At 52.5% G+C, this 15,798-nt stretch carries 16 protein-coding genes; 12 read left to right on the top strand and 4 right to left on the bottom strand.

Going from position 1 to position 15,798, the window contains the following annotated elements; all coding sequences use genetic code 11:
* Nucleotides 1-126: 126 nt before the first annotated feature.
* Entirely contained in the window at nt 127-354 is a 228-nt protein-coding gene (locus FYJ53_RS20390) for a hypothetical protein (RefSeq protein ID WP_013380902.1), read from the top strand.
* Nucleotides 355-398: 44 nt separating this feature from the next.
* Here FYJ53_RS20390 and FYJ53_RS20385 read toward each other — a convergent pair whose 3' ends face one another.
* Complete coding sequence (locus tag FYJ53_RS20385; protein ID WP_148430371.1) at nt 399-1,859, bottom strand: helicase HerA-like domain-containing protein; 1,461 nt, start codon at nt 1,857-1,859, stop codon at nt 399-401.
* Nucleotides 1,860-1,979: 120 nt separating this feature from the next.
* The gene (locus FYJ53_RS20380; protein ID WP_090412935.1) at nt 1,980-2,468 is read right to left on the bottom strand and encodes a GNAT family N-acetyltransferase; all 489 of its coding nucleotides are present in this window, start codon (nt 2,466-2,468) and stop codon (nt 1,980-1,982) included.
* A 131-nt stretch (nt 2,469-2,599) separates the two neighbouring features.
* Between FYJ53_RS20380 and FYJ53_RS20375 the strand changes: the two genes are divergently transcribed.
* Nucleotides 2,600-3,181: a sugar O-acetyltransferase gene (locus FYJ53_RS20375; protein WP_273695681.1), complete on the top strand. Its 582-nt coding sequence runs from the start codon at nt 2,600-2,602 to the stop codon at nt 3,179-3,181.
* A gap of 44 nt (nt 3,182-3,225) precedes the next feature.
* Here the strand turns inward: FYJ53_RS20375 and FYJ53_RS20370 are convergent, their stop codons facing one another.
* The gene (locus FYJ53_RS20370; RefSeq protein WP_090412928.1) at nt 3,226-4,842 is read right to left on the bottom strand and encodes a polysaccharide biosynthesis protein; all 1,617 of its coding nucleotides are present in this window, start codon (nt 4,840-4,842) and stop codon (nt 3,226-3,228) included.
* 55 nt (nt 4,843-4,897) lie between these two features.
* A complete protein-coding gene (locus tag FYJ53_RS20365; RefSeq protein WP_148430375.1) occupies nt 4,898-6,052 on the bottom strand; it encodes a M20 family metallopeptidase in 1,155 nt (384 codons plus the stop codon).
* Nucleotides 6,053-6,179: 127 nt separating this feature from the next.
* Between FYJ53_RS20365 and FYJ53_RS20360 the strand changes: the two genes are divergently transcribed.
* The 10 genes from FYJ53_RS20360 (at nt 6,180) to FYJ53_RS20315 (ending at nt 15,766) form a co-directional block, all read left to right on the top strand.
* Nucleotides 6,180-6,902, top strand: a complete 723-nt coding sequence (locus FYJ53_RS20360) for a lantibiotic protection ABC transporter ATP-binding protein (protein WP_090412923.1) — start codon at nt 6,180-6,182, stop codon at nt 6,900-6,902.
* Entirely contained in the window at nt 6,896-7,654 is a 759-nt protein-coding gene (locus FYJ53_RS20355) for a lantibiotic immunity ABC transporter MutE/EpiE family permease subunit (RefSeq protein WP_013380895.1), read from the top strand. Before FYJ53_RS20360 ends, FYJ53_RS20355 begins: the two co-directional genes overlap by 7 nt.
* Complete coding sequence (locus tag FYJ53_RS20350; RefSeq protein ID WP_148430377.1) at nt 7,655-8,425, top strand: lantibiotic immunity ABC transporter MutG family permease subunit; 771 nt, start codon at nt 7,655-7,657, stop codon at nt 8,423-8,425.
* A 71-nt stretch (nt 8,426-8,496) separates the two neighbouring features.
* Nucleotides 8,497-9,156 carry a response regulator transcription factor gene (locus FYJ53_RS20345; RefSeq protein ID WP_013380893.1) on the top strand — a complete coding sequence of 220 codons (660 nt, stop codon included), beginning with the start codon at nt 8,497-8,499 and terminating at the stop codon, nt 9,154-9,156.
* Nucleotides 9,147-10,535 carry a sensor histidine kinase KdpD gene (locus FYJ53_RS20340; protein ID WP_148430378.1) on the top strand — a complete coding sequence of 463 codons (1,389 nt, stop codon included), beginning with the start codon at nt 9,147-9,149 and terminating at the stop codon, nt 10,533-10,535. Before FYJ53_RS20345 ends, FYJ53_RS20340 begins: the two co-directional genes overlap by 10 nt.
* Nucleotides 10,536-10,817: 282 nt before the next feature.
* Nucleotides 10,818-11,513 carry a response regulator transcription factor gene (locus tag FYJ53_RS20335; protein WP_090412914.1) on the top strand — a complete coding sequence of 232 codons (696 nt, stop codon included), beginning with the start codon at nt 10,818-10,820 and terminating at the stop codon, nt 11,511-11,513.
* On the top strand, nt 11,500-13,017 hold the full coding sequence (locus tag FYJ53_RS20330; RefSeq protein WP_148430380.1) for a HAMP domain-containing sensor histidine kinase: 1,518 nt from the start codon (nt 11,500-11,502) through the stop codon (nt 13,015-13,017). Before FYJ53_RS20335 ends, FYJ53_RS20330 begins: the two co-directional genes overlap by 14 nt.
* Nucleotides 13,018-13,908: 891 nt before the next feature.
* On the top strand, nt 13,909-14,208 hold the full coding sequence (locus FYJ53_RS20325; RefSeq protein ID WP_013380888.1) for a helix-turn-helix domain-containing protein: 300 nt from the start codon (nt 13,909-13,911) through the stop codon (nt 14,206-14,208).
* Nucleotides 14,209-14,308: 100 nt separating this feature from the next.
* Nucleotides 14,309-14,809 (top strand): HD domain-containing protein, encoded by a 501-nt coding sequence (locus FYJ53_RS20320; RefSeq protein ID WP_013380887.1) that lies wholly within the window; start codon nt 14,309-14,311, stop codon nt 14,807-14,809.
* 198 nt (nt 14,810-15,007) lie between these two features.
* On the top strand, nt 15,008-15,766 hold the full coding sequence (locus FYJ53_RS20315; protein ID WP_013380886.1) for a class I SAM-dependent methyltransferase: 759 nt from the start codon (nt 15,008-15,010) through the stop codon (nt 15,764-15,766).
* The last annotated feature ends 32 nt before the right edge of the window (nt 15,767-15,798 follow it).

The raw sequence follows: 15,798 nt of genomic DNA, 5'->3' as shown, positions 1-15,798 counted from the left end.
CCCTGTCAGACGCTTGTGGGATTTTACCGAAAAGACCTCTTTAATACGGTTATTGTAATCGAAGATTACACGGTATTGTGATATAGTAGAATAAAGAAGAATAATTAAGTTTTCAGGAGGAATCAGATGAGTATTCAGGAAAAATTCAGCGATGCGATGGAACGCATTAAGTCAGATCCGGATCTGGCTAACGAGTTTAAGGAAGATCCCGTTAAAACAGCCGAATCCGTTTTGGGTGTAGATCTGCCGGATGAACAGATTGCAGGCTTCATCAACCATATCAAGGATAATGTGGATCTGGGTGAAATTAAAAGCCCGTCAGACCTTTTTAACTCTATCAAACATTTATTCTAAACTAAAAAACCAACGGCGTACAGCGCCGTTGGTTTTGTTTTTTATCAGCGTTTAAGGACGTCGAAGAGCCCGCGTACCAGGCTTTTTCCAACCTCGCGCCCAATGGTGGACAGCGCGCTGTCAGCGGCCTTTTCAAAAGAGGACTTCTGGTGTCTTTGCGCGGCTTCTCTGGCCGGCTTTTTTTCTGCCTCGGCCGGGGCGGCCTCCTGGGCGGCTGCGGCCGAGGCCTGCTGCTGGAGGTCCTCATAGGCGGATTCGCGGTCGATGGTGTCCCTGTATTTGGCATTAAAGGGGCTCTGCTCAATCAGGCTGTTCCGGGTATCCTGGGCGGCGGGGCCCATGTGGCTCTGCGGCGGAAGGATAAAGCAGCGCTCAACCACGGCGGGACGGCCCTCCTCATCCAGACAGGAGATCAGGGCTTCGCCGGTGCCCAGGTCGGTGATGGCCTCCTCGGTTTTAAAAGCCGGGTTGGGCCTGAAGGTTTCGGCCGCGGTTTTGATGGCTTTTTGCTCGGAAGGGGAGTAGGCCCGGAGTGCGTGCTGGATGCGGTTGCCAAGCTGTGAGAGGATGCTGTCCGGCATGTCTGTGGGGCTTTGTGAGATGAAGTAGATGCCAACGCCCTTTGAGCGGATCAGGCGGACGACCTGTTCGATTTTCTCGAGGAGTACCTTGGGCGCGCCGTTGAAAAGCAGATGGGCTTCATCAAAGAAAAAGACCATCTTAGGCGCATCCAGGTCGCCTGCTTCGGGCAGCACCTCAAAGAGGTCGGACATGAGCCAGAGCAGGAAGGTGGAGTAGAGGGCAGGGGTCTGGATGAGCTCGACGCAGTCCAGGATATTGATGGTACCCCGGCCGTTTTCGTCGGTTTGAATCCAGTCCATGATGTCAAGGGCCGGCTCGCCGAAAAACTGGTCGGCGCCCTGGTCCTCCAGTGACAGGATAGCGCGCAGAATGGCGCCGACACTCTGGGATGAGATGTTGCCGTATTCCATTTTTAGATCTTTGGCGTTGTTGCCCACATACTGCAGCATGGCCTTGAGATCCTTAATGTCAATGAGCAGCAGGTTTTTTGCGTCGGCTACCCGGAACACAATGTTCAGAATGCCGGACTGGGTATCGTTAAGGCTGAGGAGACGCGAGAGCAGCAGAGGGCCCATCTGGGAAATGGTGGTGCGGATGGGGTGTCCCTGTTTGCCGAGCAGGTCCCAGAAACGGACCGGGTACGGCTTATAGCCAAACTGCTCCCCCAGCCCAAATTTTTCAATGCGTTTTTGCATATCCTCACTGTCGGTTCCGGGCTCGCAGGTGCCGGAGAGGTCGCCCTTTACGTCTGCCAGAAAGACCGGGACACCGAGATCGCTGAAGGATTCGGCCAGCACCTTCAGGGTAATGGTTTTGCCAGTACCGGTGGCGCCGGCCACCAGGCCGTGCCGGTTGGCCATTTTGGGCAGGAGATAAACAGGCTGTTCGCCCTTTGCAATCCAGATTTTATTGTCAGTATACATGTGCTTTCCTCCGTAAATAATCTATCTTAATTATACTAGAGACAGAAAGTACAGCGGTGTTGAAAGTGGTAAAAACAGGACGAATTTGGAAAAAAATAAAAAAACAGCCCCGTAGGGCTGTTAAAAGGCCAGAAGCATATCATACCAGACAGCGCCGCCATGAGTCGAGGCTGAAACGCCGAGATTCTGATACCCGAAGCTTTCGTAAAAGGGGATCAGCCTTTCCTTGCAGGTTAGGATCAGGCCCTCTCTGCCGGAATCCATGGCTTTATGAATTAAATAGGTCATTAAGATGGTCGCGATGCCCTTGTGCTGCCAGCCGGGCAGGACGTCAAGGCCAAAAATGCTCTGGTAACGGCCATGAGGATTGTGGCGGGAGCTGTCCTCGAAAAGGATGTCTGAAATGGTTTCGTCATCGGTGACGCAGCCGTTAATCATGCCGATGATCTGTCCTTCGACCTCCGCAACAAAAAAGCTTTCGGGAAAGGTTTTGATGCGTTGTTCAAAGGCGGCGGAGTCCGCTGCTTCGGCAGCCGGAAAACAGGCCGCTTCCAGGGCAGCGATTGAGGACAGATCCTCAGGCCTGGCTTGCCGGATACGTATGTTCATACAAAATTTACCTCACTTAATCAATGCTGAGATAAGTATACACCTTTGTTAATAAGAGAGCAAGGGGCTGGGCCAAAGTAGATTTATTTGTTATAATTTATCATAGCAAATAAAGATATGGTGAGGAAATGATGACCGAAAAAGAAAAAATGCTGTCCGGTCAGCTCTACTGCGCCGAGACGCCAGAGCTGACCGCAGAGCGGACGAGGGCCCACGAGCTCTGCCGCCAATTTAATTTAACCACAGAATACGAACCGCTGCACCGCCAGATGATTATTGAGCAGCTCTTTGGCCGCCTTGGCAAAAACGCCTTGATTGAGCCAAGTTTTAAGTGTGATTACGGCTATAACATCACCGCCGGGGATAACCTGTACGTGAATTTTGACGCTGTTTTCCTGGATGTCTGCCCGATCACCATTGGAGATAACTGTTTTATGGCGCCCCGCGTCTGTATCTTTACGGCCTGGCATCCGTTGGTCAGTGATGAGCGCAATACCCTTCAGGAGGGCGGAAGCCCTGTGGCCATCGGGGACAATGTGTGGATTGGCGGCAATACCACCATCAACCCGGGAGTAACCATTGGCAGCAATGTCGTGATTGGCTCCGGCTCTGTGGTGACAAGGGATATACCGGATAATGTGGTGGCAGCCGGCAACCCGGCAAGAGTGCTCCGTGAGATAACCGATGCGGACAGGATGATGGCAGAACGCTAAAAAAAGCGCGCTCCTGTATGGAACGCGCTTTTTTAATGCCTGCATTACGACGTTTTGGGCGCCAGCTTCTGTATCTTTCTGACCAGGGGCAGTAAAAGCCGTTTGCCTGGCAGCAGCTCCAGCTCATCCTCGCTGAGGATACCGAAGAAAATGATCAAAAAGAAATAGATGACCGCGGCCGCAGCAATGGCGGCCAGAACCGAGACGGTATTGCCAGTATGGGGCAGCAGAAAATTGTAGCAGCCAAGAGCCGACATGCCCATGATGGCCGAGGCGATAAAAGGCTTGACCAGGGTGTTTATATAGCTCAGGCGAACACGGGTGTAGCGGCGGATAAACAGAAAATTGACAACCATTAAAAAGATAAAGGTCAGCATTGTGCTCAGGACAACCCCGTAGATATTGAGCGCGGGGATGGCCATGAACACATAGCTGCATCCAATGCGCACCACAGAGGCTCCCAACAGTGCAATGAGCGGGATGATAAAGCGGTCAATGGACTGTAAAATACTCTGGAAGGTATTGGACAGCATGATAAAAATGGTCGCGAAGGCATAGACCTCCATGATGGCCGCGCCGTGCTCAGAGCCGGGGAAGATCAGCGTGAAGATACCGTCTGAGAGCACAGACAGGCCGATACAGCAGGGCAGGGCCACCAGCACAACCAGGCGGATAGCAGTGTTGATGCGCTCGTTGATCCCGGCCTGGTCTTTGAGGGCAAAGGATTCCGAGATGGCGGGGATCATGGCCGCGGCGAAGGTGGCGCTGATGCTTAAAGGAATGTTGACAAAGGTATCGGCATAGGAGAAATCCCCCATGAGGGCAGTGGCTGCGTAGGAATCAAACCCGGCCAGCGCCAGCCGGCCGACATACATCATGGCGTCGGCAAAGGAGAAAAAGGTGATCATGGCAGAGGTCAGGGTAACCGGAACAGCGATGAGCACCAGGCGTTTCAGAATCCTTTTGCGGGACAGGGGAGTCCTGCGGCTGGTTTTGAGCAGCAGTGCTTTGTGCTTTCGGGTAAAATAAAAATGCCAGACGATTAAAAGCAGGCAGGCCGCCAGACTGCTGATGGTGGTTCCAAGGTAAGCACCGCCAACGCCAAGGCTGACGTTTTGCAGCATGACCACACAGTACCAGCATAAAAAGACCCCCAGCACAATGCGGACAACCTGCTCGATTACCTGGGAGATGGCTGTGGGCAGCATATTCTGAAAGCCCTGAAAGTAGCCCCGGTAGACAGAACAGACCGCCACGATCAGCGGGGAGAAGGCAATGCCCTGAATGGCATAGATACTTTCAGGCGGCCAGTTGGTTACCCTGATGAGCCAGCTGGCCCCCAAAAAAAGGAAAAGGCTGGAAAGCCCGCCCAGCACAAAGAGGGTGAGCAGAGAGACCTTGAAAACATTGGTGACAGCCCTGAAGTCTCCGATGGCCACATTTTCTGAAATCATTTTGGAGACAGCCACCGGAAAGCCGACTGTGGATACCATCAGCAGGAGGCTGTAAATACTGAAGACATTTGAGAAAATGCCATTGCCGTAGCTGCCCACCAGGTTGCTGATGGGAATACGGAAAAGGATGCCGATCAGTCTTACAAAGATACCGGCAGCGGCGAGAATGGCCGCACCCTTAACCCAGCTTTTTTCTGTTTTACGCATATATTATATTCTCCTTGGTTAGTGTGTGTCACGACCGTACGAAACGGACGGTCGTCTAAAACGAGAGCAGCATTCCATAAAGCATTTCCAGCGCTGGGCCAAAGATGCCCTCGTTAAAGTCAAACCTGGGGTGGTGGATAGGATAATTGGGCGCAGTGTCCTGGGCGGCAAAAAAAACAATGCGCAGGCCCGGAATATCCTTAAAATACCAGCCCGCATTGTCGCCGACCAGAAAAGGTGAGCTGGAGAGGACACAGCGGCTGCCAAAGACCGCTCTGCCCGCAGCACAGCCCTTTTGGATAAGCCGGGGATCGTTGATGACAGCAGGTGTCCTGTGGGACAGGCTGACACGGATCTGGGTGCCGGTCCGCTTTTCGGTGCGTTCAGCCATGCGCCGGATGGCTGAGAAAAGGAGATCGAAGTCCGATTCTGTAAAAGCGCGCAAGGTCCCCTCCATGGCGCAGGTGTCAGGAATAACGTTGGATTTGACGCCGCCGCTGATGGTTCCAAAGCCGATAATGAAAGGTTTCTGAGTGACGGCTGTGGTGTTGAGCCCCTCAATATCACATAACAATGAGGCAGCCGCGCTGACAGCGCTGTTGCCCAGAGAGGATTCTGCCCAGTGGCCTGAGGAGCCTGTAACCTCAATTTTGAGGCCCGCGACCGTGGCCGTCGAAGCCTCCTGCTGTATTTCCATGCCAAAGGGCTCAGAGTTGGCGAAATGAAAGATGATGAGCTGGTCAGGCTTTGGCGATTCCAGCGCCCCGCCATCAATCAGCAGTCTGGCGCCGCGGCCGGTTTCCTCGGCTGGCTCAAAAAGAAAACGGATATTGGTGGACAGCGCGTCCCTGTGCGCGCTTAAAAGCCGGGCCAGCCCCAGGGTAAGGGCAGTGATCCCGTCATGGCCGCAGGCGTGGGATACACCTGGCGTCCGGGAGGCGTAAGGCACTGCCTTTTCATCAGCGATGGGCAGCGCATCGATTTCGGCCCGGATGGCAGTGGTGGGATAATCTGGATTGACGATGAGGTCAGCGACCACACCGGTGGGCGCGACACGGCGGTGTGGGATGGACAGGGCGTCCAGGTGGGCCTCGATGCAGTCCGCGGTCTGGTATTCCTCAAGGCTCAGCTCAGGGTTCTGGTGGAGCTGCCGCCTCAGCAGGATGATTTCCGGCAGCAGCGCGTGGATTTCAGTTTTAATTTGAGTCATCAAAATCCTCCGGTGATGGGTTAAAAAGATGTTTTTTCAATTATACCATAAAATTTTCAAAATCCTTATAAAATCCTGAAAATTGCATTATATACTAGAGCCATCAAAAGAAGTAAGGAGCGATAACATGACTGAATATTTGTTGGAAACACGGGCTCTGAGCAAGAGCTTTAAGAAAACAGAGGCTGTCAGAAAGCTAAACCTCAGGGTAAGAAAAAATACGATTTACGGCCTTCTGGGCCCCAATGGGGCGGGCAAGTCCACCACACTTAAAATGATGACCGGTATGCTGCGCCCCACTGCTGGAGAGATCATTTTTAACGGGCACAGCTGGTCCAGAAAGGATCTTGAAAACATGGGTGTCCTGATCGAGTTGCCGCCTCTTTATGACAATCTGACGGCTGAGGAGAACCTGAAAGTCCGCACAACTCTGCTGGGTCTTCCTGAAAAGCGGATCGGGCAGGTGCTGAAAATTGTCGACCTTAAGAACACTGGCAGCAAGCGCGCCGGGCAGTTTTCCATGGGGATGAAACAGCGGCTGGGGATCGCCCTGGCGCTGCTGGGAAACCCGAAGCTGCTGATTCTGGATGAGCCGACTAATGGCCTGGACCCTATCGGAATCCAGGAGCTGCGTGAGCTGATCCGTTCCTTTCCAAAGCATGGGATCACGGTGATACTGTCGAGCCATATCCTTTCAGAGGTTGAGCTCATGGCTGATGATATCGGCATTATCAGCGACGGCGTGCTGGGCTACCAGTCAAAAATTCATAAAGGCGAGAACCTGGAGGCTCTGTTTATGCAGGTCGTTAAAAACAGCCGCGCGCAGGAGGGGGGAGACATATCATGCTAAATCTGATGAAGGCAGAAAATTTGAAATTCAAACGCACTTTTAGCCGCAAGCTGATTTTTCTGGGGCCCCTGGGGCTCATACTTTTGAGTTTTACCTTTGGTTTTGGCTACTATCAGATCAATGCCTTTAACTGGTGGTATACGCTGATCTACCCGGGTTGTATTGCGCTGTTCGCGGCGCTCTCCAACCAGAAGGACGGGAATAAAAAGCTTAAATACCAGAACCTGTACACCGTACCTGTTGATCTCAGGGCTTCCTGGCTGGCTAAAATGGGCGTCGCCGCTTTTTATGCTCTGATGTCCTGCGGCGTGGTGCTTCTGGGGATTATTTTGGGCACAGGCATCAAAGGTTTTGTCTGGCAGGGGACAACCCTGCCGCTTTCAGATACTATTTTACCCATGATATTGGGGATGGCGGTGGTCTTTCTGACCAGTGTGTGGGAAATTCCCCTTTGCTTTATACTCGCTAAAAAGCTTGGCTTTTTGGGGGCAGTGCTGCTCAATGTCGGTGTGGGGACCGTCGGCGGTGTCCTGCTGGCGGAGCAGGGCTTTTGGTTTATGATGCCATACTCCTGGACCTCCAGGGCGATGTGTCCGGTACTGGGCATCAGGCCGAATAACCTGCTGGTGGAGCCCGGAAGTCCTCTGCTTGACATGAGCGTGGTCCCAGTGGCGGTCGTGCTGTCTCTGGCGCTGTGCGCAGCCCTGACACTTCTCTGCGTGCGCTGGTTCAGCAAAAAGGAGGCTGCATAAATGAAAAGCTTTTTCAGGTCTCTAAAGGCCGAAACCCTTAAAATAAAACACACGCCCCTGTTGTGGCTGCACCTGATCATCCCCCTTGTGGGGGTAGGCCTGTTTCTTTTTTACAGCGCCCTGTCGGCATGGAGCACTGAGGTTTTGGTGACCTTCTATTTCGAGGCGCTGGCCCTGGCTTTTCCGATGCTTATCGGGATTGTCTGCGGCATGGCCGCCTCTCAGGAGGAGCAGGCCGGTGGTTTCCAGAACATGCTCGGCGTGCTGCCGTCCAGGCTGGTGCCGTTTTTGAGCAAGTTTGCTTTCCTCTCTGTTCTGGGACTTGGCGCGCTGGTGGCGTCTGTCGGCCTTTACGGAGCAGGCTTTGCCCTGCTGCCGGGCCAGCAGGCTGTGCCGGCACTGCTCTATCTGAAGCTGGCAGGCGCTCTGTTTGCTTCCAATTTATTTTTATATTTACTCCACCTCTGGATCAGCCTTCGCTTTGGCAAAGGCGCGTCGATTTCTGTGGGAGTTGCCGGTTCGCTGGCAGCGGCACTGATGCTGACAGGTCTCGGGGAAGGAATCTGGTATTTTATTCCCTGGGGCTGGGGCGTGCGCTTCTGCGACATGGCGGTTATAAAAGCCCTGACAGCCCCGGCGGTGGAAGGACTCGCGTTTATCCAGAACGAAACCACCTTGGGCTGGCGGGCTGCCGGCTGCGCCACATTGTTTCTTTTTGTGCTCTGCCTGCTCTGGTTTAAGCGTTGGGAGGGGAGAAGCGCCAGCGAATAATTAATCCTTGTGCGCCGGGGCACAAAAGGCTATACTGGTGGTAGAAATATGGAAAAAACAGGAGGGATACCATGGCAAGAATATTGGCAGTCGATGATGAAAAAGGCATTTTAAATCTGGTGAAGCGTGTGCTGGAAAAGGATGGTCATCAGGTGAGAACCCTGTCGGACCCGGCGGCGCTTTCCATGAACGGACTGGAAGCCTTTGATCTCATCCTTTTGGATGTGATGATGCCTGGAACCGATGGCTTTACCCTCTGCCGGAAGATTCGGGAAAATGTGGACTGCCCCATCCTTTTTCTGACAGCCAAAACCATGGAAAAGGATATTATGTACGGTCTGGGGATCGGCGGTGATGATTACATCACAAAGCCCTTTGGCAACGGCGAGCTGAGGGCCAGGGTGGCCGCCCATCTGCGGCGTGAAAAGCGTGAGAAGCGAAGCGTACTGAGCCTGGATGGCATAAGGTTTAACCTCGGCGCCCATGAGATGATAATCGGAGAGCAGAAGGTATCTCTGACCAAAAGCGAGTATGCCATCTGTGAATTTCTGGCCAGAAGCCATGGCCAGGTCTTTTCCAAGGAGCAGATTTACGAGGCGGTGTACGGCTATGAGGGCGAGGGAGACAGCTCTGCCATCGCGGAGCATGTCAAAAATATCCGGGCAAAGCTGAGTGTTTATGGCTGTGCCCCCATCGAGACCGTCTGGGGGATTGGGTATAAATGGCAATGAGAGAGCACCCTAAAAAGATCAGCCGGATTATTCTGACCTATGCCTGTCTGCTCGTCTTATCCTTTGTGGTGTTTTTTGTGCTGGCGGCCGGCGCTTTTGCCGAGATTATCACATCGGATCAGTTCGTCCCGGCCAATACTGTGGAGAACGCGATCAGGGATCAGAAGGAGGCCATCCAGGCCGCAGAGCCTTTTGATGCGTCTCTCGTCCCGGAGGGGAGCCGCTATGCGCTAATTGGACACGATGGTCAGGTGCTTGATACCGATATGGATCAGAAAATGCTGGCAGAGGCCCGGGAGTATGCCCAGAGAGGCCAGAACCTCTTTGGCGATCGGTTTTATTACCAGATTCCCCGAAATGATGGGGTTTGTGTCCTTCAGTACTATATCAAGGCCTCCTATAAGGACGAGGCCCTAAACCAGAAGCTTCCCTCCCCGGAGTGGCTGATGAATGCGGTTATCATCACAGCGGCGGCGCTCTATATTCTGGTGGTTTTTTTAGGTACCAGAGCATTCAGCAAACGCCTGAAGAACGAGCTGGCCCCGCTTATGGAGGCCACAAATGCCATTCGGAATCAGGATCTGGAATACAGGGCCGGCCCATCTGGTATATGGGAGTTTAACCAGGTGCTTAGCTCCATGGATGATATGCGCCTCGCACTGAAGGAATCCCTTCAGAAACAGTGGCGTGAGGAGCAGGAAAAGCAAGAGCAGATCAGTGCCCTGGCCCATGATATCAAGACGCCGCTGACCATTATAAAAGGAAACAGCGAGCTGCTCACAGAGGACAACCTGAATGGGGAGCAGGCCGAGTGTGTCCGCTATATCCACGATAACGCAGAGGTCATTGAGGAGTACACACGCCTTTTGATGGAGGTATCGCAGGACAGGGCAGCCTGGAACCTGAACCCAGAGGCCATTCCGGCCAGGGCCTTTATGGAGCAGATAAAAAAACAGGCCGAGGGCTACACTGCCGGGAGGCAGATTCGCCTGTGCTTTGACACTGAGCGCCTGCCGGAAGCCTTTACCGGCGACAGCGGACTGCTGAACCGGGCGGTGATGAACATCATCGCCAACGGCGCCGACTATACACCAGAGGGCGGCACTCTCAGCCTCAAGGCCGAGGGAAACGGCAGTGTGATCTCCATAACCATCACAGACGGCGGGCCAGGGTTCAGCGCAGATGCGCTCAAAAACGCAGCCCGTAAATTTTACATGGGCGACAAAAGCAGGAGCGCCCAAAAACACTATGGTATGGGGCTCTACATTACAGACAGCATTATCAGGCAGCATGGCGGCAGCCTGTGCCTGGAAAATGATCCCCGTACAGGGCATGGCCGGGTGGTGATCGAACTGGAAGGTACAGGCGAAGTCGAGTGAGAGGCGGTTTTAATGGAGAATGCAGAATGGAGAATGGAGAATTACAGGAACAAAATGCTTTCGCATTTTGAGTTGAACAGCGGCCACAGGCCGCTGCCCTAATCGCTTTTTCGCAGAAAAAGGGTTCCTGAATTTTCCATTCTCAATTTTCAATTTAACACGCCTCTCTTTAACACCTTATTGCTTCCTGTCAATATTTGTCACCCCCCTTTAATTTCGTCATCCTTTTGTCATACTTCTGGGGTATAATAGGCGTAAGGAAATTTATGCGAGGTAAAAAATATGGAAAAAATGCTGATCGCGGATGATAACAGGCAAATCACAGCAGTGCTCACAGCCTACGCGCGCAAGGAGGGCTTTGAGCCTGTCGTCGCCTATGACGGTGAGGAGGCCCTCGCCGCCTACAGGCGGGAAGCTCCGGCGGTTATTCTGCTGGATGTGATGATGCCAAAGCTTGACGGCTTTGAGGTTTGCAGACAAATACGGGAGGAATCAGCCGTTCCGATCATCATGATAACAGCCCGGGGCGAGGACTTTGAGAAGATCATGGGGCTGGACATCGGGGCGGATGACTACATTGTCAAGCCCTTTTCCGGCGGAGAGGTTATGGCGCGGGTGCGGGCCATTTTACGGCGACTGTCCCGGGACGGCGGGGCCAGACTCCAGTTTTTCAGCTACAGGGGCCTGACCATTGACCTGGACACCTATACGACGACTGTGGACGGTGAAGCGATACCACTGACTAAAAAGGAGACAGAGCTGCTCTGGACTCTTGCCGCCAACCGGCAGAAGGTCTTTTCCCGGGATAACCTGCTGGACGCTGTCTGGGGCTATGACTATTACGGTGATAACCGCACCGTCGATTCCCATATCCGGCGACTGCGGGCCAAGCTGGACAAGCGGGACCACCCCGGGTGGAGCATCGCGACGATCTGGGGTGTGGGTTACCGTTTCGAGGTGAACGATGAGGAAGCGTAGCATTGCTTTTAAGCTGGGGCTCTATTTCTCACTGGCCCTTCTGGCCTTTGCGCTGGTGGCAGGCTCGGTGTTTTTTCTGCTGTTTAAAAAGCAGAATATCACCCTGACCCAGAAGCAGCTGGAGGACCGGGCCGCGGCCATCGCGGATACCTTTGGCACCTTTATATCCGCCGAGGGCAGCGGATCCGGGAAGCATGGCGAGGCAAGCCACGGCAGCGGGGCAGGAAACGGGAGCGGCAACGGCATGGGCTACGCGGCCTACATCCGTTTTCTGGATGATATTGCCATGGCAGACGTGTGGGTCGTGGACGCCGACCACAACCTGGTAACCCCCACCACCCACGAAGGCCATCAGGCCCCGGCGCCTACCTATAACTACGCCGATCTGCCGGCCGACGCCGAAACCGTGGTGGATCAGGCCTTTGGCGGGCAGGTCACTGCGAGCGAGGGCTTCTCGGGCCTGTTAAACACCCCGACGCTGACAGTGGGCGCGCCGGTCCGGGACAGCTCAGGCAATGTACAGGCTGTGGTGCTGCTCCACTCGCCGGTGGAGGGCATTGAAAGCGCGGCCAACGAGGGCTTTAGAACCCTGGCCATCAGCCTGTGTGTGGCGCTGGTGATCGGGATTGGTTTTGCGGTGTTGCTGGCCCGCAGCTTCACAAAGCCCATGAAAGAAATGCAGGTGATAGCCGGGCGGCTGGCCGGGGGCGACTACACTGCCGCCAGCCATATTGAGCGCCAGGATGAGATCGGGCAGCTGGCCGGTTCGCTGGATACCCTGAGCCATCAGCTCAAGCTTTCCAGCGAGGAGCATGAGCGGTTCCAGAAAATGCAGCAGACCTTTTTCTCAAATATCTCCCATGAGCTTAAAACCCCGGTGACCGTGCTCTGCGGCTCCTTAGAGGCTCTGACCGGCGGCGTGGTGACAGACCCGGACCAGGTGGCCGCCTATCATCAGGAAATGTACGCGGAAAGTCTGGCCCTTAAACGGCTGGTCAATGACCTGCTGGACCTGTCCAGACTTCAGAATGCCGAGTTCCGGCTGAACATGGAGCGGGTGAATCTCTGTGATATCATCAGTGAGGTGCGGCGCAGCGCCCAGAATATGGCAAAGGAAAAGGAACTGACCGTCACCACAGAGATGGACACAGGCCTTTACTTTATGCAGGGTGATTACCTGCGGCTGAGACAGCTGCTGATGATTGCCATGAGCAACGCCATCAAATTTTCACCAAGGGGCGGGCAGATTGAAATGTGCCTGTCTGAGAATATCCTCACCATCTCAGACCACGGCTGCGGCATCAGCGCGGAGGAGCAGAAGCATATTTTTGAGCGCTTTTATAAAACCCTGTCCGAGGAAAATGCCGAGGGAACTGGTCTGGGACTGCCCATCGCCAAAGAGATTGCCGAGCGCCACGGCATTGGCCTGACGGTCACAAGCGAGGAAGGTCAGGGCACAACTGTGACCCTGGAGCTGCCCGGAAGAGAGACTGCGACCGTATGAAACGGACGGTCGTAGTGGAGAAGGAGGATGCAGTGCAGCGAGGAACCAGCAATGGATTTTCTTTGGGATGCCACAAATCGCGGCACTCTTACCTCACAGCTTCGATGGTCTGCGCAACTCTGTACAAATTTGTCTGGTCATGAGACCATAGGCTCAGTTCGGTAAAGTGCCGTGCTCTGCGGCAGAACAGGTAGAAAATCCATTGCTTCCTCAGAAAATTGACAAACTGGTGTGCAGTTCTGTGAAACTTGATAAGATTTATATTGCCCTCTCGCTCTTAGGCGCTGCACCGTAAAACCATCATTTGCAGAGCCGCCGAAGCTGAGAGGTAAGAGTACCCTGATTGTGCCACATACCTGAATATCCTTCGGCGGATTTTAGCTACATTCTGTTGCGGCCGTCCGTTTCGTACGGTCGTGAATGAAATACAGGTCGGGAGGGGTGGAAAGGATTAGCCTGCCAGGATAAATTTCTTTAGAGAATAAGAGAAATGACTGCGGCGTGTCCCAAATAGCAGAAACGGTGAGGGATGAACTGAAAATTCTTAAGAAAAGCTTTGATGTATTCTAAAAAAGTGCTGGCTGGAGGCTTCCAACCGGCACTTTTTATATTTATTATTAGGCGGAAGCGAGTAAATGGTGTGGAGCAGTTTTGGATACCAAGAGAGAAGTGCTTCCGCCTGATTTCACTGTGGGCAGAGAAAGGAACTGCCTCATAGATAGTGAACTTTATTGTTCATCAATTGACATTAACTAATTTTCTTCATAATACCTTTAATGATGATACTAATAATAACACTCATCGGGTAAAAAGTCAACTCAGGGTATATTAGTTTATTATTAGAATACAAGCAAATGGTATTGTTATTAAAAACGCGATGGAGAAAAGCAAATGGTATATTTCGGATCAAAGCTCAGACAACTCAGACAGGAAAAAGGATATACGCAGCAGCAGCTGGCAGATAAGCTGGGGATTACCAAGGGGAGTGTTTCGGCCTATGAGACCTCTGCAAAGTATCCGTCGGTCGATGTGCTGCGAAAAATAGCCGTGACTTTAAATACTTCGACCGATTTTCTTTTGGGTTTGTCCGATGAGCGCGTTTTTAATCTTGACTTTTTAACAGATGATCAGATTCATATCATTAACAGCCTGATCGCAGAATTCAATCATTTAAACAATAAAAACAATTAGGGGTAAGGCGATGGCTTTGCCTCTTTTAGATTGGAAAGGGCTTTACGGGCAATAGTAATTTTATGTAAAAGAGGGTATAATGTTAAAAAGGAGGCGCACTATGTTTCAGATTACCGATTCACGTTTAAAGGATGCTTTGGACTTTGCTTCAGATAAACATGCGGGCCAGCTGCGCTGGGGCGGTATCCCGTTTATCACCCACCCTGTGGCGGTGGCAGCTTATCTACAGGAGCGGGGCTACAATGATAATACGTTACTCACGGCTCTTTTTCATGACCTGCTGGAGGATACGGACACCACCCAGGAAGAGATTTTAAAGCGCAGTGACAGGGAGGTGCTGGACGCTGTGATCCTGCTGACCAAGCCCAAGCCTTATGACATGGCAGACTACCTTGGCGGGATTGACCGCAACGCCATGGCAAAGGATGTAAAGTGTGCGGACAGGATTCATAACCTGAGAACAACCGCGGATTCGAGCCAGGCCTTTCGCAAAAAGTACTACGACGAGAGTGTGCGCTGGTATGTTCCTTTTTTTAAAGATACTTGCTTTGAGGCTGACTTTCTGGAAGCGCTGGGACATCTGGAAAGAATGCTTAAATAGCGTCCATTTTTTTAAAGTAAAAATCTAAAAATCCATTGACAACGACCGTCAAATATGAGAAAATATTCACAAGTTAATACCTGTATATACAAAGTCATGAAGGCTTATTTTGCGGTTTGCAGACCGCTTTGGTTCTTCGTGGCTTTATTTTTTGTAATGAACAAGCAGTGTGATAATAATTAAAAGGGGACGTTAAAAATGGAGAATATTTTAGAGAGAGTCGAGAATTATTGGGAAGGCCGGGCAGACGGCTATTCTGAGGTAAACGAGGCTGAGCTGAACAGCTATAAAATGGATGTATGGAGAGACCTGATCAACAGCTATAAGCCAGACGTGATTGGCAGAAAACTGAAGGTGCTGGACATCGGCACCGGCCCGGGATTTTTTGCGATCACCATGGCCTCCTGCGGCTATGATGTTACCGCTGTGGATTACACCGACGCCATGCTGTATAAAGCTAAAAAGAACGCCGGCATTTATAAGAGCGCCATTGATTTCAGACGCATGGACGCCCACACGCTGGATTTTGAAGATAACACCTTTGATCTGATCGTAACCCGAAACCTGACCTGGAACCTGGAAAGACCAGATGAAGCCTATGGAGAGTGGCACCGCGTGCTGGCGCCAGGCGGCAGAATGTTAAATTTTGACGCGAACTGGTATCTGCATCTCTATGATGAGGACAAGCGCCGGGAATACTTTGAGGACCGCAATAACTCTCAGGCCCAGGGCTACAACGACCACTATGTATGCACAGACACCACTGCCATGGAAGAGATTGCCAGAAATTTACCGCTGAGCCGTACCATGCGCCCACAGTGGGACGCTGCGGTTCTGTTGAACATCGGCTTTAAAAAAGTTATGATCGAACAGGATATGGGAGACCGTGTCTGGGATGATGAGGAACAGGTAAACTATGCCTCTACCCCCATGTTCATGATCGCAGCGACCAAGTAAGGCCGCGCATAATATCAAATTGTTATGGATAC

It is taken from the genome of Eubacterium sp. BL-380-WT-2B (assembly GCF_009696115.1).
GTDB lineage: Bacteria > Bacillota > Clostridia > Eubacteriales > Eubacteriaceae > Eubacterium > Eubacterium callanderi.
This window is presented reverse-complemented; position numbering and strand designations above follow the sequence as displayed.